Origin of the sequence: Mycobacterium sp. DBP42, assembly GCF_005924235.1 — a bacterium.
Taxonomy (GTDB): Bacteria; Actinomycetota; Actinomycetes; order Mycobacteriales; family Mycobacteriaceae; genus Mycobacterium; species Mycobacterium syngnathidarum.
On the sequence record NZ_VCMY01000050.1, the window covers coordinates 13434 to 37650 of the forward strand.

General features: G+C 66.8%; 19 protein-coding genes. 11 read left to right on the plus strand and 8 right to left on the minus strand.

Annotated features, from left to right (window positions below):
• Nucleotides 1-132 precede the first annotated feature (132 nt).
• Entirely contained in the window at nt 133-1788 is a 1656-nt protein-coding gene (locus tag E0T84_RS27900; RefSeq protein ID WP_138746099.1) for a hypothetical protein, read from the plus strand.
• Here E0T84_RS27900 and E0T84_RS27905 read toward each other — a convergent pair.
• A complete protein-coding gene (locus tag E0T84_RS27905; protein ID WP_138746100.1) occupies nt 1785-3302 on the minus strand; it encodes a PE-PPE domain-containing protein in 1518 nt (505 codons plus the stop codon). The two genes, E0T84_RS27900 and E0T84_RS27905, sit on opposite strands and share 4 nt — an antisense overlap.
• 210 nt (nt 3303-3512) lie before the next feature.
• Here E0T84_RS27905 and E0T84_RS27910 point away from each other — a divergent pair, with 210 nt between their 5' ends.
• Complete coding sequence (locus tag E0T84_RS27910; protein WP_070186279.1) at nt 3513-4352, plus strand: cutinase family protein; 840 nt, start codon at nt 3513-3515, stop codon at nt 4350-4352.
• A gap of 31 nt (nt 4353-4383) precedes the next feature.
• On the opposite strand, the gene E0T84_RS27915 is transcribed toward E0T84_RS27910, so the two are convergent.
• From E0T84_RS27915 to E0T84_RS27925, 3 genes are all read right to left on the minus strand, one after another.
• Nucleotides 4384-4668: a hypothetical protein gene (locus E0T84_RS27915; protein WP_138746101.1), complete on the minus strand. Its 285-nt coding sequence runs from the start codon at nt 4666-4668 to the stop codon at nt 4384-4386.
• A gap of 14 nt (nt 4669-4682) precedes the next feature.
• On the minus strand, nt 4683-5822 hold the full coding sequence (locus E0T84_RS27920) for an inorganic phosphate transporter (RefSeq protein WP_138746102.1): 1140 nt from the start codon (nt 5820-5822) through the stop codon (nt 4683-4685).
• Nucleotides 5823-5908: 86 nt separating this feature from the next.
• The gene (locus E0T84_RS27925) at nt 5909-6361 is read right to left on the minus strand and encodes a hypothetical protein (protein ID WP_138746103.1); all 453 of its coding nucleotides are present in this window, start codon (nt 6359-6361) and stop codon (nt 5909-5911) included.
• Nucleotides 6362-6507: 146 nt separating this feature from the next.
• Here E0T84_RS27925 and E0T84_RS27930 point away from each other — a divergent pair, with 146 nt between their 5' ends.
• The gene (locus tag E0T84_RS27930) at nt 6508-7671 is read left to right on the plus strand and encodes a hypothetical protein (protein ID WP_070186283.1); all 1164 of its coding nucleotides are present in this window, start codon (nt 6508-6510) and stop codon (nt 7669-7671) included.
• Here E0T84_RS27930 and E0T84_RS27935 read toward each other — a convergent pair.
• Complete coding sequence (locus tag E0T84_RS27935; protein WP_070186284.1) at nt 7655-9604, minus strand: DEAD/DEAH box helicase; 1950 nt, start codon at nt 9602-9604, stop codon at nt 7655-7657. The genes E0T84_RS27930 and E0T84_RS27935 overlap by 17 nt on opposite strands.
• Nucleotides 9605-10158: 554 nt before the next feature.
• A complete protein-coding gene (locus tag E0T84_RS27940) occupies nt 10159-12534 on the minus strand; it encodes a lysylphosphatidylglycerol synthase transmembrane domain-containing protein (protein WP_070186286.1) in 2376 nt (791 codons plus the stop codon).
• A gap of 246 nt (nt 12535-12780) precedes the next feature.
• On the opposite strand from E0T84_RS27940, the gene E0T84_RS27945 reads away from it, so the two are divergent.
• Nucleotides 12781-14580, plus strand: a complete 1800-nt coding sequence (locus E0T84_RS27945) for a bifunctional serine/threonine-protein kinase/transporter substrate-binding domain-containing protein (RefSeq protein ID WP_070186287.1) — start codon at nt 12781-12783, stop codon at nt 14578-14580.
• Nucleotides 14581-14593: 13 nt separating this feature from the next.
• On the opposite strand, the gene E0T84_RS27950 is transcribed toward E0T84_RS27945, so the two are convergent.
• Nucleotides 14594-15259, minus strand: a complete 666-nt coding sequence (locus tag E0T84_RS27950; RefSeq protein WP_138746104.1) for a sensor domain-containing protein — start codon at nt 15257-15259, stop codon at nt 14594-14596.
• A gap of 326 nt (nt 15260-15585) precedes the next feature.
• Between E0T84_RS27950 and E0T84_RS27955 the strand changes: the two genes are divergently transcribed.
• Nucleotides 15586-15798: a hypothetical protein gene (locus E0T84_RS27955; protein WP_070186288.1), complete on the plus strand. Its 213-nt coding sequence runs from the start codon at nt 15586-15588 to the stop codon at nt 15796-15798.
• Nucleotides 15799-15896: 98 nt separating this feature from the next.
• Complete coding sequence (locus E0T84_RS27960; protein WP_070186289.1) at nt 15897-17237, plus strand: cytochrome P450; 1341 nt, start codon at nt 15897-15899, stop codon at nt 17235-17237.
• On the opposite strand, the gene E0T84_RS27965 is transcribed toward E0T84_RS27960, so the two are convergent.
• Entirely contained in the window at nt 17234-18409 is a 1176-nt protein-coding gene (locus E0T84_RS27965) for an FAD-binding domain (RefSeq protein WP_138746105.1), read from the minus strand. The two genes, E0T84_RS27960 and E0T84_RS27965, sit on opposite strands and share 4 nt — an antisense overlap.
• A 59-nt stretch (nt 18410-18468) precedes the next feature.
• Between E0T84_RS27965 and E0T84_RS27970 the strand changes: the two genes are divergently transcribed.
• The 5 genes from E0T84_RS27970 to E0T84_RS27990 all read left to right on the plus strand — a co-directional run.
• Entirely contained in the window at nt 18469-19542 is a 1074-nt protein-coding gene (locus E0T84_RS27970; protein ID WP_138746106.1) for a galactokinase, read from the plus strand.
• A gap of 45 nt (nt 19543-19587) precedes the next feature.
• A complete protein-coding gene (locus E0T84_RS27975) occupies nt 19588-20463 on the plus strand; it encodes a formylglycine-generating enzyme family protein (RefSeq protein ID WP_138746107.1) in 876 nt (291 codons plus the stop codon).
• A gap of 125 nt (nt 20464-20588) precedes the next feature.
• Nucleotides 20589-21401, plus strand: coding sequence for a GntR family transcriptional regulator (locus E0T84_RS27980; RefSeq protein ID WP_083284135.1), 813 nt, complete (start codon nt 20589-20591; stop codon nt 21399-21401).
• Nucleotides 21402-21462: 61 nt separating this feature from the next.
• Entirely contained in the window at nt 21463-22827 is a 1365-nt protein-coding gene (locus E0T84_RS27985; protein WP_138746108.1) for an arylsulfatase, read from the plus strand.
• A gap of 57 nt (nt 22828-22884) precedes the next feature.
• Nucleotides 22885-24217: ATP-binding protein (locus tag E0T84_RS27990; protein WP_138746109.1), on the plus strand; the 1333-nt coding region annotated here is incomplete at its 3' end.

Consider the following 24217-nt stretch of genomic DNA (forward strand, 5'->3'; position numbering starts at 1 on the left):
AAGCTACCGCACGCCAGCGACGGGCCCTGGGGGGCGAGCGATGCGGCTGCCAGCGCTGCTTGTGCGTCGGAGCAAAAGTGAGCACGCTGGTTGAGTCCCGCTGCGTTGTCACTCATAGAGAGGAATCGGTACGTGAGCGACGAGCGTTACGACGCGTCCGCCACAGTCGAGGTGGCGACGATGGCCGCGCGAGTCGTGGAGCGTCCCCCGCGGGTCGGTTACCTGCCGACCCGGACCAACCGGGTGCGGGACGGGCTCGCCGTGGCGTTGCTGGTGGCGGCGATGTTGCTGCCGTGGAACCTGGAATTCGGCCTCGGAGTGCCCGGCAGCGCCGGGTCGACGTTCGCCGCGCTGGCGGTGGTGACGCTGCTTGCCGTCGGTGCCGCGCTTGCGCCGCACGCCGGTCCGTTCCGGCTGACGGCCGCGACCGCCGACGTGCGCCGCACCAGCCGCGTGCGGCTTGCACTCAGCGCCGCCTACCTCGTCGTGGTGATCTGCTTTGTCGGCTACCACGTGGCGCAGACGGTGAGCGGCGGCGGAACCGGTGCCGTCCCGCCCGGGGTGGGGCCGGGCATGCTGCTCGGTGTTGCCGGTGCACTGCTGGCCGGGCAACCGCCCATCACGTCGATCACGGTCGAGGACAACAAGTTTCGCCGCTGGTACACCATTGCCCGGGTGATCGGTTTCATCTCGATCGCGTTGGCGACGCTGTCGGTGGCCTTCAACCTCTACTGGCGGCTGCGGTACCTGTTCGTCACCCAGGTCGAGTTCGGTGGTCACGATATCGCCGTCATCGTCACGACCCTGCTCTACGGTGCGGAGGCGATGATCGCCTTGGTCATCGCCTCACGCTGGCTGACCGAGCGCACCGGAGCGGCGCGGCTGGCCACCACGGCCATCGGTGTTTCGGGCGCGATCGCGGCCGCGCTGGTGTGGCTTGCCGGGATCGGCCGCGACATCGATGCCTTTCACGGCATCGCCCAGAACACTTCGACGGCGGCCGTGGGCTACGAGGGTTATCTCGCCTGGGCAGCCGCCGCTGCCATCGTCGCGCCGACGACGCTGTACGCGGTGTTTCTGATCAAGCCGCCGACCATCGGCGCCTACCGCGGCGCCGCACAGAAGTGCTTGACGCTCATCGCCTTCTGGGCGTTCGCGGCGGCGGCGTTGCGCATCGTGGACTTTCTGATCGCGTGGTCGCTCGACCTGCCGCGGGCGTTGTACGACACCGTGGCGATGACGGTGTTCAACCTGATCACCGCATTGGTGGCGCGGTGGCTGCATCGCCAGCTCGACAAGGGGATCACCTCGACTACCGTCGCCGCGGCGTTCAGCGCGGTGCTGTTCGTCTTCACGGCGGCGAACGTGGCGATCGGTGTGGCCCTGGCGCCGCGCTACGCCGGCCCCGCGCCCGCGGCGATCTACGGCAACAACCTGGCCCAGCAGATCACCAGCACCTTCGATGTCACCGTGTGCGTGCTGAGCTTGCTCGTGCTGGCGGTGATGGTGTTCACCGGGCCATTCGCCGGCTACCTGCTGCGACGCGAAAGCCGCGCGGCCAAACCGGCGCCCGAGCCGCCGACGGAGGTGGTGCCGTCCAGGCCCGCCGTCGACGATCCGGCGCCGCCCACCATCGCTCGGCAACCCCGTGCCGCGTCGGTCCCGAGAATCGTTCGCCTGAAGGAGGATTCGACGACGGTGCTGGCCGCACCGCCGACCACCGATCTTCAGGTGCCGACGCAGGCGCTGCGGATTCAGCGTCGTCCGCAGCGCCCGCCCCAGCCTTAGCCGGCCTTGGCGCTGCGGCGCTTCGCGGGCCGGTCGTGCTTGCTCTGCGCCGACTTCGCTCCCTGCTTGGTGCGCTGCTTGGCGCTTTGCTTCGCATCCTGCTTGGCTGAACCGACAGCCGAGCGGATCGATGAACGAACGGTCGAGCGAACCGAATCCCGGTGCCCGGCCCTCACCGGTGGTACCGCCTTCAATCGCGGGGCCGAATCGCCGCGGGCAGAGTCCGATTGCTTCGGCGCCCTCGTGCTGGGCCGGGACTTCGGTGCGGTATCGGCAGCGGGCGGTTCAACGGTCTCCGGAGGTGAGGTCCTTCCGCCGATGGCCTGCAGCACTTTGGCGAACGGCCGGGTGGCGTCCGACAAGGCCGCTGCGACGTTTTCGACCGCGTGGCGCATTCCCTGCTCGAACGGCGAGGTGCCCACCGGATGCACCGGACGTTCGGTGACCGGAGCTTCTGGTTCGGTGTCCGAGACCACGGGCTGGGGCAGGGTCGGAACATATGTTTGGCCGCCGAGGATTGCGATCGACTGCTCGAACGCCCCGGGCAATTCGTTCAGGGCTTCCCGCAGCTTCCCTGCCGGGGGCACCCAGCTGAATTCCCTGGCGTGGCTGGGATCTGCGGTGCGGTCATAACCCATCTCGACGAACACCCGCAGCACCGGGTCGATGGCGTCGACGAAGCGCTCCGCGCCGATGAAGGAGGCGGGGATCCGTAGCGGTGCCAACAGCGGAAGGTATTGCGGCAGCATCACGTAAGTGGTGTTGCCCACCTGGGTGACGACGGCGTTGGGTTCGTCGGGGTACTCCAGCGCGTAGCCGGGAATGGCATGCCCGAACGCTTGTCCGGCAAAGGAGTTCACCAGGGAAAGCACGTTGAAATATGTCGGGAAGTCGGCGATGCCGTCGTACTGGTTCTGGTAATACGTTGTCTTGAAAGGGCTGTCGGATGGCCCCGGGCGGCCGAATGGGAAGACGTCGCCCAGTATCGGGAGAGTGTGCAACGACGCCAGCCGGATCAGGATGCCGCCGTCGGGTTGATACGGATTGCCGACGAAGACGAATTCGTAGTTCTCGGCGTTGGCAACGTAATTCGGGTCCCGGGCCATTGCGGCCCGTGCGATCTCGGCGACCTGGTTGCCTTGCGATACGCCGATGATGGTGATTTTTTCGCCGTCCGGCATTGCGGCGATGTCCTGCAGCAGGTAGCCGGCGCCGACGGACTCGGACCGTTTGAGTGTCTGCGGCCAATAGGGAAGGTCGGACAATACCGGTATTTCCGAGATGATCGGATAATTGAGGTTGATCTGTGCCGGGTAGGGGAGAGTGTGGAATGACTCGCCCTCCGGGATGATGCTTCCGTAGAACAACATCGGAACGGTCAATCCGAATGCGTCGAATGACGGCCCGACGCCGATCGTCGTGCCGGTCAGTTGAACATCGGCGCTATAGGTGGCCGTCGGCGTGGTGATCGTGACCCCTGCAGATGTCGCGACGACGCCGCCGGTCAGCAACATCGATGCCCATCTGCGTGAAATGCCGTGCCTTCGCGCACGGCGCGACGACACCCCCCGACCCCGACCCATCATTTCTGAATTCCTTTCTTAAGAGTTCTCTTTGGTTATTGAGGGACCTTTATGCCTCCGCTTACTCGGGGCGCGCTCAATGCTGCGCTATGTCACAGTGAATTCGTGGGGAAATTCGGAAGTGCCGGTTTAGTTGCCGTCATGGCGGGGGCGGCTTCCGTGCTGAGCAACATGGCGATGCCGACCGCCACTGCGGCACCGTGTCCGGATGCCGAGGTGATATTCGCGCGCGGCACGATGGAAGCGCCGGGCGTCGGTGATACCGGCGCGGCGTTCATTGATTCATTGCGCGCCAACGTCGCTCCGAAATCGGTCGAGGTTTATCCCGTCGATTACCCGGCGACTACCGACTTTCCTACTGCGGTACAGGGAATCGCTGATGCACGGGCTCGCATCATGACCACCGCTGCCAATTGTCCCGACACGAAGATGGTGCTCGGCGGTTTCTCTCAGGGCGCGGCGGTGATCGGCTTCGTAACTGCGAGCGTTGTGCCCGATGGAATTTCACCGGACAGCGTGCCCGCGCCGATGCCGCCGGATTTAGCTGACCATGTCTCGGCCGTGGCATTGTTCGGGAAGCCGTCGCAGCGATTCATGAGGGTGCTCAACAATCCGTCGGTGATCGTCGGCCCGAGTTACACGACCAAGGCGATCGACCTCTGCGTCGACAACGACCTGGTGTGTGATCCGCAAGGCAGAAGCTTCGGCATCCACACCCAGTACGCCGAAGCCGGGCTGGTGAACCAGGGCGCGGCCTTTGCGGCGAGCAAGCTTCAGGACGACTGGGCGCGCCAGGCGACACAGCCCGCTCCGCCGGCCACGCTGGCAGGCGCCGGGCCGTCGCAGCCGTCGCGGGTCCAGCCTGCCCAACCGGCACAGCACATGGGTCCGGTGCCGCCAAACCTTCCCGGGCCGGCCCCCGCTCAAAGCCCGCCGTCGCCGACGACATCCACTGCGGTGCCCATCGCGCCGCTGGCGTGAGTCGGCGTTGTCGGTCAGTGGGCGCTGTCGGTCAGTGGGCGTTGTCGCCGAACAGGTAGACACCGGTGTGATGGCCGATGAAGTTGTTGGCGATGAACAGCACGCCGGTGACCACGACCACCAGCACCAGAGTGAACATCACCCAGCTGAGGCCCGTCAGCAGACGGCGATGGCCGGCGTCTGAGGCGCCATCGGCGGCACCGCCCGCGATGTGCAGGCGCACGCCGATCGCGAACAAGGTCGGTACCGATGCGCCCACCGCCAGGCCGAAGAGCAAGATCTTGCCGACGGCCACGAGATTGATCCAGTTGTTCATGTGACGCCCCGTCCCTACTTGCTTTCGACCGCGGTGAGGCTGCCTTGCCACGCGTCGTTGACGTTGTTGTGGTCGATCGGCGGTTTACGCGACTTGAGCCAGATGGGCACCACGGAGGCGATCAGGGCGACGAACCCGGCCAATGGTCCGGCGAAGCCGCCGATGCCGTGCACGAGAACGTAGGTGAGGGCGCCGACGAGGCCCGCGGCGGGCAGGGTGATCAGCCAGGCGGTGGCCATGTTGCGGGCCACGCCCCAGCGCACCTCGGTGCGACGGCCCACGCCGCTGCCGAGGATGGACCCGGTCGCGACGTGTGTGGTGGACAGTGAGTAGCCGAAGTGGCTGGACAGCAGAATGGTTGCCGCCGAGGAGACTTCGGCGGCCATGCCCTGGGGCGCCTCGGTGTCGACGAGTCCCTTGCCCAGCGTGCGGATGACCCGCCAGCCACCCGAGAGCGTGCCCAGGGCGATGGCAACGGCGCAGGCGGCGATCACCCAGAACGGCGGCATGGTCGCCGACTCGTCCACGGCGCCGTAGGAAATCAGGGCCAGAAAGATGATGCCCATTGTTTTCTGCGCGTCATTCGTGCCGTGCGCCAGTGAGATCAGGGATGCCGAGCCGATCTGTCCGTAACGGAAGGCGGCGATCGTGCGGTCGTGTGGCAGGCCCCGGATCAACCGGTACACCAGCCAGCTGGCGATGCAGGCCACCACACCGGCGATCAGCGGTGACAACACCGCGGGCACGATGACGGTCGAGACGACTCCGTGCCAGATCACGCCGTGGCCTCCGACGGCGGCGATCATCGCGCCGACGATGCCGCCGATCAGAGCATGTGACGAGCTGGACGGGATACCCATCAGCCAGGTGAGCAGGTTCCACACGATGCTGCCGACGAGCCCGGCGAACACCAGTTCCAGGGTGACCAGATCGGCATCGACGAGGCCCTTGGCAATCGTCGCGGCCACGGCGGTGGACAGAAATGCGCCGACGAGGTTCAGCAGTGCCGACAGCGCCACCGCGGTGCGTGGTTTGAGTGCTCCGCTGGCGATCGAAGTCGCCATCGCGTTGCCGGTGTCGTGAAAGCCGTTGGTGAAATCGAACATCAAGGCGGTGAAAACGACAATGCACAGCAGGACGAACTGTAACGACACGGTAAACAATTCTTGAACACAATCGCTACGAAAACCTAATTAACTGGCTGAGGTCTCCATCACGTCTCGGGTCTCGCCCGCGGGCGTCAGCGCTTCGGCATCTTGACCTCGAGGAGCTTGAGCGCATCCATGATGTGTAGATGGGCCTCGTCCATGGTGGCGCTCATCTTGCCCAGCCGGGCCTCGCTGTTTTCCGGGGTCAACACCACGCACTGATCGGCCATGCTGCGGTAGCCGTCGAGGCCCTGCCCGAGGGAGTCGTTGACCTCGGTGTCGGGCCCGGGAAGGACCTTGTTCCGGACGGAGTCGACGTAGTTGCGCAGGTCATTGCAGGCGCTGTGCAGCGCGCCGAAGTCGGTCTGGTGATTCGAGGTCACCATCGCATTGGCGATCGGCCCCATCTGCGTGCCGAGTCCGGCGACCGCTTCGGTGATGGCGTGGCGCCATTCGTCGGTTGCCGGGGCCATGGTCGGCCGGCCCGCGACGGCGCACCCGGCGAGCACGGACGTGGTGGCCAGGACGGCCGCGAGGTACCTCATATGCAGCGAGCTTATGGGGTGCGCCCGATGAGTGCGGCGGCTATGGCAGGCGTAAGAGTTTGCGCGGAGATCGCCGCCCCCACGTGTAAGCGCGGTCACACCGGTAACCTGATCAACGACTGACTAGGCAGATCGGGGGATCGGTTATGGATCTCGTGCTCGGCCTCGCGATGACTTCGAGGGCCGTTCGCTGGGTGCTCGTCGAAGGAACGACGGGCGAGGGGCACCCGTTCGATCGCGGCGCAATCTCGTTCGAGGATGCTGCCGAGTACGACCCCGACGGGCTGCTGCGGGGCTTGGTGGACGACACCGAGCTCGACGCCGGACACCGAATCCACGCCGTCGGCGTGACGTGGACCAATGATGCGGCGCCGTTGGCCGGCCGCATCATGCAGTCCCTCGACAACCGCGGCTACGGAAACGTCTTCGCGGTCTCGGAGATCGAGGCGGCCGGCATGCTGGCCAGTGGTATCGCCGAGATCACCGAGCACGACGACATCGCGGTGTGCATCGTCGAACCCGATGCCGCCGTCGTGGCGATCGTGACCCCTGACGACGTCAGCGCCGACCGTATCGAGCGGTCCGAGACCGTCGTCGCCGACATCACCGGATTGCTGTCGCTCACCGGCCGTCCGATCAGCGCGATGTTCATTCTGGGCTCCGACGCCCACGGTCCGATCGTGACCGAGCTGGCCGAGTCCATCCCGGCCTCGGTGATCACCGCGGCCGAATCCGACCTGGCGTTCGCGCGCGGTGCCGGGCTGGCGGCGGCGCTCGCGGTGAATACCGTTGACACACCGGCCAAGCGGGTGCACTGGACCAAGGTCGGCGCGTTGTCTTCGGTGGTCGGCGGCGCGTTGGTGACGCTCGTCGTGGCGACCTCGGCCGCGATCGGCCTGCACCTGCATCCGGGAGCGGTGTCCGAAACGGCACAGGTCGCCTCCATTCAAGAATCGGCGCCCGAAGCCGGCCCGGCGCCGAAGCCGGTGCAGAAACCGGCAGACAGGCCGGCCGGCAAGCCCGCCGTCAAGCCGGCCCCGGCCGCTCCTCCACCGGCCCCGGCGGCGCCGCCACCGGCTCAGGCGGTCGAGGCGGCCGATCCGCCGGCCCAGCAGCCGCCCGCTCAGGTCCCGCCGGCTCCGGCGGCTCCGCCGGCACCGGCACCCGAACCTGCGCCCGCCTACGTTCCGCCCGCACCGGCGCCGGTGTACACGCCGCCGCCGTATGTTCCCCCGCCGGTGACCTACCCTCAGCCGCGGCTGCGGGATCGGATCATCGAGCGCATCCCGATCATCAACCGCTTCCACTGAATTTGGCCGTCAGCCCGGCCCTGGCCAGCCGGGCCTGCTCGGCCCGCACCACCTCATCCTGATGTGGGGGAGCCTGGTCGGGGTGTTGTGCCAGGCGACGGATCGGCTCGTCGACGGTGGCCCTGGCCAACAGCCGGTACACCCGCACGGTGTGCAGTTCGCTGAGCCGTTGGGTGCGCCCGACGATCCGTCGCTCCGCGCGTGGCTGCCACTGGGGTTCGGCGATGATGAAGACCACCGGGGCATTCAGCCGGCGCAGGTCCAGGGCGCCGACACCGATATCGGCCAACAGGGTGGCTGGACCGCGGTCGGTCGCGAACGCGTCGACGACGGCCTGCCGATCGGGTACCGATGCGTCTGCCGGGCCGAAGATATTGCCCGGCAATGCTTTCCGAATGACATCCAGTACCGCTGGAAAGTGTGAGAACACCACCACCCTGGCGCCGTTGATGTGGGCCTCGTTGGTCAGTTCGATGAGCCGGTCCAGCTTGGCAGCCGGTGTCGGTGAGCCGGACGGCCAGGCACCCTGCCGGATCGCGCTGAAGTTTCCGCTCGAGACGGCCTGTCGGTAGCGCTCGCGATCGGCGCGGCTGGGCCGCACCCATTCCTCGGTGGAGATCCGCGCCGGCAGTTCGTCGACCACGTCGCGGTAGTCCCGTCGTAGGTATACCCGGTCCACTGCGCGGCGGAAGGCGATCGATCCGCGTTCGCCCGCATTGGGCGCCACCTTTCCCGCCACATCGGGCTGCAGGAAGTCGGCGAGATGACGAAAACCGCCGATCCGCTGGTGCATTGGCACGCCGGACAGGAACAGCACGCGGTTGTCGGCGCTCAGTACGTTGCGGACCGCGCGGGCCCGGTCGGATTTCGGGTCACGCAGCAGGTGTGCCTCGTCGACGATGACCAGGCCGGGACGTTCGGGCAGCTTGATGCGCTGCAGGGTGTCGTAGGAGACGATGGCCACGCCGCCGGTGGCCTTCCAGTTCTCAAGCCGCGTATCGCGTTCGCTGCCGCGAATTTCGATCGTCCGCAGTGCGGTGTGCTTGGCTGTCTCTGTGGCCCAATGGATTCCGGTGTTGGGCTGGCACACCACCAGGGTGTGGCGTAGCTGTGCGGTTGCGGTCAGGTGTGCCGCGACCGCCAGTGCCTGCAGGGTTTTGCCGAGCCCGAGGTCGTCACACAGCAGCACCCGCTCGCGGGCGAGCGCGTAGCGGGCGCCGAACTCCTGGTACCCGCGCAGTTCGGTACGCAGCAGGGTACGGTTCAATGCGGTCCGCTCGACCAGCGTGACCACCTCGGTGTTCACGAAGCCCTGCGCGGCGTCCACATCGGTTGTACCGGACGCGAATTCGGCGAGCAGCTGGTCGATGGGGCGTGGATCGGCGCGGTAGTGTGCCCACACGTCGCCGTCGTGATGGTGGGCCTCGTCGATGCGGTCCAGCAGCACGCGCACCGACTCCCGCAATTGATCTGAGGGGGTGGGGCTGCGTAGCCGCGGCATCAGCCGGCGCAGCTGTTTGACGGGCACATCGGCGGCGACGAGGGTCAGCAGCGAGGACAGTAGCTTGGTGTCTTCCCCGGGGCGCAGCCTCGGTCGCGTGGTGGTACGGACGTGGTCGGCCATGGCCTGTGCCGCGGCCTGCGCTGCCTGTGCGGCCTCGATGTCGACACCGGGAACCTGGGTCAGCAGCCGGGCCGGCACGGTGTGAAGGTCGGCGACGGTGCGGTAATCGGAGTTGGTCAGACCGCCCAGCCGGGCGCCGCGCGGCAGATACGGACGCAGCTGTTGCACCGGCGCCGACTGCAGGGTGTGCGTCACCACCTCGTCGGTGCTCGCGCGAATCCGCTCGGCGACGTCGGCACGGAGTTTGCCGACACCGCTCAGTGCGGAGTCGGCGTGGCGGATCAGCTCGGTGAGATCGTCGCTGTCCATGACTCATCATCATGGCACCTGATCGGGATTGCGGGAGGCACGGATTCTTCGGAATTCTTCGTCGGAGCCTCGCGTGCGCTCGGGTCCGGTATCGGAAATGCCCAGGTCGCGAGCTTCCATCGGCGGTGGCCGTACGCGGCGGGATGGAAGGTGCGAAGACAAGGACGTCACGCCGGTCGAGCCCTCGGGTTCGTCTCCGATTCCGGTGAAATCGGTCAAGGCCGTGGCGGGTACCACCAGAACCATGAGTACTTCGGTTGCCGGTTGGTTGGCGGAGGCCCGGCCTGTCGACCACCAATGACTCATCCGCGGCTCATCGGCCCTGTGTCCAGCTGTCAGCGACACTGTCGCTGACAGCTGGACACCCCGAATTTTGTTTCCTACGAGGCTATTACACACCAAAGTGACTCAAGTGCACACCCGGCCTGTGGCCAACGATGCTCACGATATGCATGTGGCGACTGTCGCTGAAAAGTCGCTCATAGGCGGGCAAGTCGGTACCCGCCCGCCGGCCGCGACACGCCCGACAGACACGCCGTCGCGCAGCCCGAAACTCAGATCATCTCGTTCTTGGTCAGCCAGCGCATCACCGGCCAGCCGATGAACACCGGCAGCCAGCAGGTCAGCACCCGGTAGAGCAGTACCGCGGGGACGCCGATCGCGGCCGGCACACCGAACGCGGCCAGACCACCGATCAGGGCGGCTTCGACCGCGCCCACGCCGCCGGGGGTGGGTGCGGCGGAGGCCAGCGTGCCGCCGACCATGGTGACGACCGTGACGGTGATGAACGAGGTGGTTCCGCCGAACGCCTCGACGCTGGCCCACAGTGCCAGGGCCGCACCGAGGGTGGTTCCGGCGGCGCCCAACACGATCAGCGCCAGCCGCTGCGGTTCGCGGGCCAGTTTGACCAGGTCGTCGCCGACCTCTTCGAGTTTGGGTCGCAACGACGACGACAGCCAGCGCCGTAGTTTGGGTACGGCCAAAAACGCCCCGACGAGCCCGAGGGCGAGCCCGGCGATCAGGTACAGGATGGTGGCGCTGGGCACGAAGTGCGACAGGTCGGCCGACGCTCCGGCCAGGGTGCTGAACAGGATCAGCAGGATCACGTGCACGATCACCTGTACCGACTGTTGCAACGCCACTGCCGCGGTGGCGCGCGCGGTGCTCAGCCCACCCTTCTGCAAAAACCGGGTGCTCAAGGCCAGGCCGCCGACGCCTGCGGGCGTGGTGGTGGCGGCAAACGTGTTGGCCACCTGCATGATCGAGAGATTGCGGAAACTCACCAGCCCGTCGGCACACGCCCACAGCGCGGCCGCCGCACCCACGTACGTCAGCGCCGAGACCGTCAACCCGAGCAGTGCCCACGACCAGTCGACGGTGCGCAGCTCGGAGAAGAACGTCGGCACGGTGCTGATGAACGGATAGGCCACGTACACCAGGGCCACCAGCAGCACCAGCTGGATCACCTGGGTGCGGGTGAACCGGGTGATGGTCTCGGCCTGGATCTGGTCGGCGCCGGTCTGGCGTTTCACCTCGTCGCGCGCGGCGGTCATCACGGCTTTGGCGTCGGGCACGGCGTCACGCACCCGGGACGGGACCGCGGACTTGGTCAGCCGGCGTGACGCGGTGAGCACGGTCTCCCGCCCGAATGCCTCGATGGCCGCGGTGACCGCGGACTGCGGATCGTAGAGCGCCGCGGTGGTGACGAGCAGCTGGGCGATGTCGGACTGCAACTGGGCGTCGGTGGCGCCATATTCGGCGTTGCCGAACCCGGCGAACAATACGGCGCCGTCGTCGACGGTGATCTCCTTGCTGCGCAGGTCGCCGTGGGAGATCTGGTGGTCGTGCAGGGTGCGCAGCGCGTTCCACACCCGCCCGACGGAGGTTTCGCCGGTGCTCTGGTCGAGCGGGATGCCGCGTTTGCGATTGTGCGCGTACAGGGTCCAGCCGCGGTCCAGCGCCGCCACCGACATGGTCGAGGTACTCGCCAGGCCGAGGTCGCCGATCGCGATGGCCATCAAGGCCCGATGTTCGACGGCGCGGCGCATCGAGGTCTGCAGGGGCGCGGTCTCATTGGAGCGCAGCCGCAGTTTGCGCCACACCTGCCGCACCGCGCCGCCGCTCTGTTGGTTGGGGCCGTAGAGCTCGACGACGGCGCTGGAGTCGGGATCCGGTGACTGCGCGGTCAGCGTCAGCGGGCCGGCGCCTGCCGGGCGCTCCACGGTGAACGCCGTGACGACGAACCCGCGTCGGGCCAGCGAGCGCACGGCGCCGTCGAGCGGGACTTCCAGGGCGGGGGTGCCGACGAGCCACACCACCAGGGCGCCGACGAACCAGCCCGCGGTCAGGCCCAGCAGGGAGCGGGCCGGCACCACGGCGCTGACCACCAGGTGAATCGGCACGAACGCCAGCAGCAGCGTCCACCACCAGCGGCGCAGCCGACGTGACAGCCAGGGGCCGGAGACCGTGAGTACCGCGGCGAGCATGCCGATCCAGCGCGGGTCGTCGAGGAACTGCGAGAGCTGAGAACTGAGCCGGTCCGACAGATCGAAATGCCACTTCGGCGCGGCGATGCCGCCGGCAGTGATCGACAGCGACAGCATCGTGATCAACGCGGCTGCCGCGTAGGCGCCCAACAGTTTCCATTGTCGCGCCAGCACCAGGCTGACCAGGATCACGAACGGCAGGGCCAGGATCGCGATGCCGTAGGCCAGGTACACCAGGTTGGACTGGGTCGGGGTCAGTACGCCGACGATCTCGGAGATCGAGCGTTCCAGTGACACCCACTCATAGCGGGTGATCAGCGAACTGGTGATGACGGTGGCCAGGAAGATCGCGGCCAGCGTCAGGCGCAGGATGTCGTTGGTGCGTCGGGTCGGTGGTTGCAGGAGGCTGCCGGTGACGGTGATCTCCCGTCCGTCAACGCGCATGTTCCTCCTTTCCGGCCCGTTACCAAGACTCGCTACCAAAGCCCGCGACCAAAGTAGCGGGATGGGACCCCGATATCGGCAATTGGTGGCGATCTGGACCGTTACGAATTCACATCGGTCACATTTGTCACCGCGGACGACAATTTTTGCCGGCCCGATGTGATCTGGACCAACGGATGCGGCAAACGTGATGTAACTTCGAGCGACATGCCGACGCCGAATTGGCCGCTCCGGAGGAGTTGAACGGTGGATTCGACCCCATTCGGGCACTATCAGCTGCAGAAGCTGATCGGTCGGGGCGGGATGGGTGAGGTTTACCAGGCCTACGATTCCGACACCGATCGCATTGTCGCGCTCAAGGTGCTGCCGGAGCACCTGGCGCAGGACGCCACCTTCCAGGAGCGGTTCCGCCGGGAGTCGCACGCTGCGGCAGGCGTGAGCAACCCGCATGTGGTGCCCATTCACGGCTACGGCGAGATCGACGGTCGCCTCTATCTGGACATGCGGCTGATCGAGGGACGCAATCTCGGCGCCATGCTCACCAAGACCGGCAGGCCGTTGGACCCGGCGTTCGTGGTCGGCATGATCGAGCAGGTGGCCGAGGCGCTCGACGGGGCGCACGCGGCTGGGTTGATCCACCGCGACGTCAAACCGTCGAACATCCTGATCGCCGACAACGACTTCGTGTACCTGATCGATTTCGGCCTGGCCCGCACCGCGGGAGATACGGGTATGACGACCGCGGGCAGCACGCTGGGCACGTTGGCCTACATGGCGCCAGAGCGGTTCGACGCCGGCAAGGTGGATCCGCGGTCCGACATCTACGCCTTGGCGTGCGTGCTCTACGAATGCCTCACCGGGGAACGGCCGTATCCGTCCGACAGCCTCGAGCAGCAGATCGCCGGGCACATGGTGTCTCCGGCGCCGCGGGCCTCCGACAAGGACCCACGGCTGGCGCCCTTCGACGAGGTGATCGCCAAGGGCATGGCCAAGAAGCCGTCCAAGCGGTATCAGAGTGCCGGTGCGCTCGCCGCGGCGGCGCGGGCTGCCTTGGCGGTCCCGGTGCGCAGCAGCGGACGTTCGGGGCGTCATTCGGCGCGACGCGTTCAGACCAGGGCGCGGGTGCCGAAGAAGGTGGCCGCGATCGTGGGCGCAACCGTGCTCGTGGCGGCACTGGGCGCGGTGGGAGTGTGGCAGCTGCGCGGCGATGGTTCAGACCGTGTCGCCAATGCCGTCGGTTCGGCGGGCTCGGGTCCGGTGCAGGCGCCGACGGGTGCGGTGGAGGAGATCGCGAAGACCGTGCCGTCCGAGATCCGCGACTCCGGGCGACTGGTGATCGGGGTGAATGTGCCCTACGCGCCCAACGAGTTCAGGAATTCCAGTGGCGAGATCGTCGGGTTCGACATCGATCTGATGAAAGCCGTGACCCGCACCATGGGGCTGGTGCCCGACTTCCGCGAGACCGGGTTCGAGGGCATCTTGCCCTCGGTGGCCGACGGCAACTTCAACGTCGGGATGTCCTCGATCACCGACACCGCCGAACGCGAGCAGCTGGCCGACTTCGTCACCTATTTCGAGGCGGGCACGCTGTGGGCGCGACGGGCCGGCACGGTGGCCGATCCCGGCTCACCGTGCGGACTGCGAGTGGGCGTGGCGTACAGCACGATTCAGGACACCGCGGGGATCCCGGCCAAATCGGATGCCTGTGTGGCAGCCGGGTTGCCGCCGGTGGAGAAGGTGGTGCGCACCCATCAGGACGAGGTGACGGCTGCGCTGATCGCCGGCGAGGTCGACGCGATGGCCGCCGATTCACCGGTCACCGGGTTCGCGATCAAGCTCAGTGGCCCGGTATTGGAGCCGGCCGGTGAGGTGTTCGACTCCGCACCGTACGGCTGGCCGGTGGCCAGGGGGTCCGGTTTGGCCGAGTCGTTGCGGCTGGCGCTGGAGCACGTGATGAGCACCGGTGAATACCGCACCATCGCCACCATGTGGGGTGTCGAGAAAGGCATGATCACCCGGCCGGTGATCAACGGCGTCGGCCGGTAAGGGTTTTCGCGTCTCAGAGCGCGTTGCGTCCGGCGATGATCTTTGCCAGCTGGACTGTCTGATTGTCGGTGACGGTGTAACCGCTGATCCGCAGGTCGATCACGTAGGCGTCGACGGTCAGGATCGCGCGGTGGGTCCGGCGGTCGGTGACGTCGAGTGGTTCGTCGTGGGTGAGGTCGACCCCGTCGAGCACGGTCGGGGCCGCCATTCGGCGCGCGTCTCGTGTTCTGCCGCCGTCGTAGCTGAAGGTCAGGGTGTCGTTGCCGCAGCGCCGCCAGATGTCGAGGGTGCGCGCCACCATGGCTTCGGCTGCCTGGGGGTTGTCGAACCGCGCGATCGCCTGGTCCACCTCCACGTCGTCGTTGTCGTCGGCGAGCTGGGTTTCACGGAATTCGCGATACCCGCTGTCGCCGTACACCCACTCCATCCCGTTGCCGATGACGACGATGCACTCCGGGCGGGAGAGTGGCTCGAAGTTGGCGTTGGTCATCGGCCTGCGGAGTGCGGTTTTGGGCCGGACCTTGGCGTTCATCACGGTGTTGATCTCGGATTCGCTGGCCATCATGCTGCCCAGGACGTCGACGTGTGGACCGTCGGAGTCAGGGACGGTCGGGGTGCAGGCGGCCAGCAGGACCGCGCTCAGTGCGACACTGCCTGCCGCCTTGAGATCGATGTCCATCACGTCCCCCTTGGATCTGTTTGCTGATCTTAAACGCCGAGGTGGGCTGTGTCCGGCGGCAAGTTGGTGGCCGGCGGGTGACGTGCCCGTGCCGTCGGACGTTCGCGCCCGTTTCTACGCCCGGGTCGCGATGACCGAGGTGGTTTCGAGCGGTCACGACCCGTGAGTAGAAAACGGCGTCGTTCCCCCAATCGGGGGACACCGGATTCGCCCGGTGGATGGGCCGGTCGGTCGATACAGCCGCGGGCGGCAGCGGCGCATTCTTGTTTCAACGCCGGAACACACCGGAGAAAACACCAAAAGCCTTATCCGACAAAGGAGTCGACATGAGCACCATCACCCGCCGCATCGCCGCCGGTTTCACCCTCGCCGCCGCCCCCGCGTTGATCGCGCTGGGCGCCGCCACCGCTCACGCGGATGCTTCCACCGCCAACTTCGGGCCGTCGGTCAGCGCGCATCAGGCCTTCCCGCACCAGCACAACTTCCCGCAGCCCGGGTCCGCGACCCATCACCACCACCAGCGCAATCACGCCAAGTAGACCAGGGGGAGGCGGGGCCCGGACGCAGCCGGCGTCCGGGCCTCTGGCGCGGGTGAGCTTTCTCCCCACCGGGCCGCCAGGGCTCGTAGGGTGGAGTCATGGTGGGGTTGCCTCCGGGGCCTCCGTTGCCCCCTCCGGTGCAGGCGGCATTGATGCTGCGCTACTGGCCGCGGTTCGTCTCGGCCTGTCGACGTCGCTACGGCGATGTGTTCACCCTGCGGGTCGCGGCAATGGGCACCATGGTGTACCTGGCGGATCCCGCCGACATCAAGGCGGTGTTCGCCGGTGATCCGACGATCTTCCATGCCGGAGAAGCGAATTCGGTCCTGAGTACCCTTCTCGGCGGCAGCTCGGTGCTGGTGATCGACGAGGACGAACACCATCAGCGCCGGCGCCAGATGCTTCCGCCGTTTCACCGCGACGCGGTGGCCCGCCAGACCGAGATCATGACCGAGATCGCCGCCGCGAACATCGCGGGTTGGCCGGTCGGCAGGATGTTTCCCGCCGCGCCGAAGATGGCCGAGATCACCCTTGAGGTCATCCTGCGAACCGTGATCGGGGCGTCAGATCCGGCGCGGCTCGCCGCGTTGCGGTCGGTGATGCCGCGGCTGCTCAGCATCGGTGCGTGGGAGACGATGGCGCTGGCCAGGCCGGACCTGGGGCGACGGCGCCCGTGGCGGGGCCTGCAGCGCAATGTCGAGGAGGCCGACCGGCTGTTGTTCGCCGAGATCGCGGACCGGCGGGCTGATCCAGAGGTGGCGACCCGCACTGATGTGCTGGCCATGCTGGTGCGGTCCGCCGACGAGGCCGGGCACACCATGACCGATCGGGAACTGCGCGATCAGCTGATGACCCTGCTGGTTGCCGGCCATGAGACGACTGCGACGGCACTGTCGTGGGCGCTGGAACGGTTGACCCGGCATCCCGCGGTGCTGGACAAGGCGGTGCGGGCCGCGCGCGACGGCGATGACGACTACCTCGACGCGGTGGCCAAGGAGACGCTGCGGATCCGGCCGGTGGTGTTCGATGTGGGCCGGAAGCTCAAGCAGCCGGTCGAGTTGGCCGGCTACCGATTGCCGGCCGGGGTGATGGTGGCGCCGGGCATCGGCCTGGTGCACGAACGCGACGACGTGTATCCCGATGCCGACCGGTTCGACCCGGACCGGATGCTCGGCGTGCCACTCGGCCCCACCACCTGGTTCCCGTTCGGCGGCGGCAACCGCCGCTGTCTGGGGGCGACCTTCGCGATGGTCGAGTTACGGGTGGTGCTGCGGGAAATCCTGCGACGGGTAGACCTTTTCACGACGACGGCGGCCGACGAGCGTCAGCGCGTCAAGCACGTGACTTTGGTTCCGCGCCGCGGCGCGCGGATCTGTGTGCGGGCTGTGCGGGACGCGGCCGAGGTCAACGCGCAGAGGGTGGAGTCGGCGCGCGGCTAGCCGATCCGGTAGTCGGGCAGGTCGAGGTCGTCGCGCACACTGCCGGTGAACAGGCCTGCCACCGGGCGGCTCAGGTTCATCGTCCGCAGCGCCATATTGCGGAACCACAATCCGAATCGCGTTCTGGTGGCGAAGAAGCCGAGCATCCGTTCGGCGCCGACCTGCTTGCCCTCGATGAACGGGCGCAGCAGCGACTCGTAGCTCGCGAAGGCCCGGCGGTGGTCGCCGCCGGCGCGGGCGAGTTCCCCGGCCAGCGCGTAGGCCTCGGTGATCGCCAATCCCGTGCCCTCACCGCCCAGCAGCGAGATGCAGCCCGCAGCGTCACCGATCAACAGCACCCGGTCGTCGGACCAGCGGTCCATGCGGATCTGGCTGACCACGTCGAAGAACAGGTCCTCGACGTCGTCCACCGCGGCCAGGATCTCGTGGCATTCCCAGCCGGCGTTGTCGAACTGATTGTGTAACTGCTCTTTTGGCGTCATGCCGTGGTCGCCGTGGTCGTCGCGGAACACGAACAGGAACATGGTGCGACCGCCGCGCAACGTGAACTGCCCGACCTGCCGGCCCGGAATGCTGTAGGTGAGGTACGCCTCTGCATTGGTCATGCCCCGGTAGCCGTCGACAACGCAGGCGGCGACCTTGCAGCCCAGGTAGTGCTCGAAGCGCTCCTCGGGACCGAACACCAGGCCACGCACGTTGGAGTGCAGGCCATCGGCGCCGACGACAAGGTCGAAGTCGGTGGCCGGACCGTTCTCGAACGTCACCCGCACCCCGTCGGGACGCTGGTCGATGCCGGTGATGCTGTCGCTGAACACGGTCGGCACCTCGCCCTCGACGGTGCGGTAGATCGCTGCCGCCAGGTCACCACGCGGCAGGCTGGTGAAATCGTTGCCGATCATGCGCCGGAACACGTCGACCCGGAGTTCGGCCTGGGTCGCGCCGTCAGGTCCCAACGTGCGCACCGACTGGACGTCGTAGCCGGCGTCGCGGATGGCCGGCTCGATGCCCATCTGCCGGGCGACCCGGTAGCCGATGCCCCAGAAGTCGATCATGTAGCCGCCGGTTCGAAACGCCGGAGCCCGCTCGATCAGTGTGGGAGCGTGGCCGGTGCGATGCAGCCAGTGCGCGAGTGCCGCCCCGGCGACCCCGGCTCCACTGATGGCGATGCGCATGACAATTCGATGCTACGCCGCCGATGGGGCCGGCACGCCTGAGGCACTAGGGTTCGGCTATGACGGTCGGATACTCCGCCCCGGGCCGGATCAACCTGATCGGCGAGCACACCGACTACAACTCGGGGTTCGCCCTGCCGATAGCCCTGCCGCAGCGGACTTTTGCCGACTTCGCGCCGGATTCCTCAGGTGTGCTCGCGGTGTCGAGCGCATTCGGTACCGCGCGGATCGGTGTGGATACCGTGCCGGCAGGCGTGACGGGATGGGCTGCGTATGTCGCCGGGGTGGTGTGGGCACTGGGCGCTGCCGGGATCCCGGTGCCGGGCGGGGCCATGACGATTACCGGTGACGTCGAGATCGGTTCGGGGTTGTCGTCGTCGGCCGCGCTGGAATGCGCGGTGCTCGGCGCCCTGCTCGCCGCGGCCGGGGTCGAGCTCGATCGCGTCGAGCAGGCCCGGATCGCGCAACGGGCCGAGAACGAATACGTCGGCGCACCAACCGGATTGCTCGATCAGCTGGCGTCGCTGTTCGGTGCTCCCGGGCAGGCGATGCTGATCGACTTTCGCGACCTCACCGTACGGCCGGTGCGCTTCGATCCCGAGCCGGCCGGGGTGGCCCTGCTGTTGGTCGATTCCCGGGCCCGGCATGCGCACGCCGGCGGCGAGTATGCGGCCCGGCGGGCGTCATGCGAGCGGGCGGCCGCCGACCTCGGGGTAGCCACGTTGCGGGAGGTATCTGACACGTCAGCGCTCGGGACCGTGCGAGATCCGATCGATGTCCGAAGGGCACGCCATGTGCTCACCGAGAATCAGCGGGTACTCGATTGTGTTGCTGCCCTGGATTCTTCGGATTTCACCGCGGTTGGTCAGCTGTGGACCGCATCGCACGCCTCGATGCGCGACGACTTCGAGATCACCACACCGCATCTCGACCTGATCGCCGACAGTGCGGTGCAGGCGGGGGCGCTGGGGGCGAGGATGACCGGTGGCGGGTTCGGTGGTTGCGTCATCGCGCTGGTGCCTTCGCAGCACGAGCCAGCCGTCCGTCAGACGATCGTCGGCGCCGTACGTGCTGCCGGATATCCGGAGCCGGTCATCTCCCGAACGCATGCCGCCGGCGGCGCGGGACGGTAAGTGCGCTGGACTGCGCCGTGTTCCGGACCTACCTAGTCTGTCCGCATGCTCACCGAACTCGTCGCGCTTGACGGCGGCACATACCGCATGGGGTCGCAGAACTTCTATCCCGAGGAGTCGCCGGTGCATGAGGTGACCGTCGCACCGTTTGGTATCGAGCGGCATCCCGTCACCAATGCGCAGTTCGCCGAGTTCGTGGCGGCCACGGGTTATGTCACCGTCGCCGAACAACAATTGGATCCGGCGGCCTTCCCGGGGGTGCCCGCCGGCGAACTCCTCCCGGGTGCCCTGGTGTTTCGAGCCACCGACGGACCGGTGGACCTGCGGGACTGGCGGCAATGGTGGGACTGGGTTCCCGGTGCCTGCTGGAAGCATCCGCGAGGGCCTGAATCGTCCGTCGAGGACCGGCTCGATCACCCCGTGGTCCAGATCTCCTATCCCGACGCCATCGCGTATGCGGCGTGGGCCGGACGGCGGCTGCCCACCGAGGCAGAGTGGGAGTACGCCGCTCGGGCAGGTGCGACGACGATCTACGCCTGGGGCGACGACGTCCGGCCCGAGGGGCGCTTGATGGCCAATACGTGGCAGGGGGAGTTCCCGTACCGCAATAGGGGTGCCCTCGGTTGGGTCGGGACTTCACCGGTCGGCACGTTCCCGCCGAACGCATTTGGCCTGGCCGACATGATCGGCAACGTGTGGGAGTGGACTACCACTCGCTACACACCACGACACCGCACCGACTCCGAGTCGGCTGGATGCTGTCCCGGACCGGCCGGTGACCCGTCGGTGATGCAGACACTCAAGGGCGGGTCACACCTGTGTGCACCCGAGTATTGCCACCGCTACCGGCCCGCCGCCCGGTCGTCGCAATCGCAGGACAGCGCCACTACGCACATCGGATTCCGCTGTGTCGCCAACTAGTCCGTGGTGGCGGAAGTCCCGTCGAAACGCCGCTTCATAGTCCCTGGCCTAGGGCTTTACGAAGTAACAGGTGGCGTAACACTTGCCGTATCGCCACCTGGTGATATCGGTGGCACAGTGAAGTCATGACCCGCCGCCCGCACATCCCGCCGAAGGACTTTCCCGGTCCTTTGATCAGGGACTACGCCGGCACCCGGGCCGATGCCGCCCGGTGGGCCCGTGACGTTCTGCGCGGCCAGATCCTCGACGGCGTGTACGGCGGGTTGGCGGCAGCGCGCCCGATGCTGCCACCGGAAAACGAGCTTGCCGCCGAGTTCGGGGTCAGCCGCAACGCCATCCGCGAAGCCCTGGAGCTGCTCCGCGGCGAGGGGCTGATCACCCGAGTGCAGGGCGCGGGGACCTTCGTCACGGGCGCCAAGTTGAGCCAGCGCATCGACCGCCTCGAGGGCCTGGCCGAGTCGCTGGCCGGCCACCAACTGCCGGTCGAGAACACGGTGCTCTCGGTGCGCGAGTCAACCGCCTCGCCGTTCGTGGCCGCCAAACTCCAATTGCCTGAGAACGCGCCGATTCTGTTCATCGAACGGCTGCGGTCAGTCGGCGGGGTGCCGCTGTCGCTCGACACCACCTCGTTGCGGGTCGGCGCTATTCCTGTTGACGCGAACCTCGACCGGCAGGATGTGTTCGCACTGATCGAGCGCGAACTCGGCATGCGGCTGGGCTGGGCCGAGATGACCGTGGAGTCGGTCTCGGCGGACGCCAAAACCGCCGAACTCCTGCAAATCCGTTCCGGTGCACCACTGTTGCTGCTGCACCGGTTGACACACCTCGAAGATGGAACCCCGTTCGATTTCGAGACCGTGCGATATCGCGGGGATCGGTGCTCGTTGATGACGACTGCCATGCGATCGCCCGACCAACTGTCACAGCCGCCAAAGTAGCCGGCACCTTCCGCTCCACCTTCACCGGATTTCACCCGATCGACAGAGAGGTAGCTCAACCATGCCCAAAAAACCCAACATCGTGTATTTCCACGTCGACAACCTGGGAATGGGCGAACTCGGCTGTTACGGCGGCGGCATCCTTCGCGGGGCCGACACCGCCCGGATGGACGCCTTCGCCGCCGAGTCGCTGAAGTTGTCGCATTTCGTCGTCGAACCCCAGTGCACGCCAACTCGCTCGGCACTGATGACCGGGCGCTACCCGATCCGGTCCGGCAACCACACCATCGCCTTGGGCGGAAACGGCGGCGGCATCGTGGCCTGGGAGCGCACCATGGGCGATATTCTCTCCGAAGGAGGTTATGCCACAGCATGTTTCGGGAAGTGGCACATCGGCGCGGAGGACGGTCGGTGGCCGACCGATCACGGGTTCGACGAATGGTATGGCCCGGCCCGTACCTACGACGAATGCCTCTGGCCCGACGACCCGTGGTACGACGGCGATCGCGACGGCTACTCCTACATGTATGACGGCACCAAGGCCGGGGGTGTCCAGGCCACCGATCAGCAGCTGACCGTCAAGCTCAAGGGTGAGGTGGACGGCGAATACGACCGCCGCGCCAAGGCGTTCATGAAACGCAGCGTCGAGGCGGACAAGCCGTTCTACCTGTACCACAACCACTCACTGATGCATTTCCCGATGGAGGTCCGCGAGGAGTTCAAGGGCAAGAGCACCAATGGGGCGTGGGGCGATTCGCTGCTGATGCTCGACCACGACTTCGGCAGCATTCTCGACTACCTGACCGAATTGGGCATCGAGGACAACACGATCGTCATCATGGCGGGGGACAACGGCGCCGAGGACCATCTGGCCGGGCGTGGCACCGCAGGGTTCTTCGACGGGTCGTACTTCAGTTCCGCCGAGGGCGGGATTCGGACGCCATGCCTGATCCGCTACCCGGGAAACGTTCCGGTGCGCGAGAGCAACGAGATGGTGCACGTCACCGACATGTTCCCGACCTTGCTGCGGTGGGCCGGTTGTGAGATCCCCGAGGACCGGATCATCGACGGCATCGACCAGCGGGAATTCTTCGGTGGCGCAGAGGAATCCAGCCGCGATGGCTGCATGGTGTGGCTCAACGAGGAATTGCACGCGGTGAAGTGGTCTCAATTCAAGATCAACTTCAAACGCCAGCAGCACTTCCACGACCCGGAGATCCCGCTGGGCTTCGCGCGCATCACCAACCTGCTGGAGGACCCGAAGGAACGCGAGGCGGTCAACCAGACCTGGGTGCGTTGGTGGGTGATGCAGCATGCCTACCGCTTCATCCAGGAGTTCGAGGCCAGCGTCGAGACCGAGCAGCTGATTCCAGCCGGCGCGCCGATCGAATTCGTACCTGCCCGCGAGTCGGTCAGCGCCGAGTAGCACCAGAAGCCCTGCCCCGCCCGGGGCAGGGCTTCGCTCTGAAAGGGGAGCCCAGTCATGACCACCGCCTATGGCGCACAATCGATCACGATTCTCGAAGGTCTCGACGTGGTCCGGAAACGGCCCGGAATGTACATCGGGTCGACCAGTGAGCGCGGCTTGCATCACATGGTGTGGGAGGTGGTGGACAACGGGGTGGACGAGGCGATGGCCGGTCATGCCACCCGGGTCGATGTCGTGCTTCTTCCTGACGGCGGGGTCGAGGTGAGCGACGACGGTCGCGGCATCCCGGTTGCCATGCACGAGACCGGCATTCCAACTGTCGACGTGGTGATGACCCAGCTGCACGCGGGAGGAAAATTCGACGGCGAGTCCTACCAGGTTTCGGGTGGTCTGCACGGGGTGGGAGTGTCGGTGGTCAACGCCCTGTCCACCCGTCTGGAGGTCGGTATCCGCCGGGACGGCCACGAGTGGTTTCAGCACTACGAACAGTCGGTACCCGGCACTCTGCGTCGGGGCGCACCGTCGGAATGTACCGGCACTACGGTCCGGTTCTGGTCGGACCCCGAGGTTTTCGAGACCACCGAGTACAACGCCGAAATCATCGCGAGACGCCTGCAAGAAATGGCTTTCCTCAACAAGGGCCTGATTCTGACGCTGACCGACCGACGCGACGGTGAGGCTGACACCCGAAGCTTTCATCATCCGGGCGGACTGATCGACTATGTGGCCCACATCAACCGCGTGAAAGAGCCGATCCATCCCAGCGTCATCGATTTCGACGGTAAGGGTCCCGGCCACGAGGTCGAGATCGCGATGCAGTGGAATGCCGGTTACTCCGAGTCGGTGCACACCTTCGCCAACACGATCAACACGCATGAGGGTGGTACCCATGAAGAGGGTTTCCGTGCGGCGTTGACGAGTGTGGTGAACCGGTACGCCAAGGAAAAGAAGCTGCTCAAGGAGAAGGATCCGAACCTGACCGGTGACGACATCCGCGAGGGTTTGGCGGCGGTGATCTCGGTGAAGGTCGCCGAGCCGCAGTTCGAGGGGCAGACCAAGACCAAGCTCGGCAATGCCGCGATCCGGTCGTTCGTGCAGAAGGTGTGCAATGAGCAGTTGACTCACTGGTTCGAGGCCAACCCGGCCGAGGCGAAGGTGATCGTCACCAAGGTCGCGTCGTCCGCGCAGGCCCGTGTCGCGGCACGTAAAGCCCGTGAACTGGTGCGACGCAAGAGCGCGACCGAGGTGGGCGGCCTGCCGGGCAAGCTGGCCGATTGCCGCTCGACGGACCCGACGAAGTCGGAACTGTATGTGGTGGAGGGTGACTCGGCCGGTGGCTCGGCCAAGAGCGGCCGCGACTCGATGTTCCAGGCGATCCTGCCCCTTC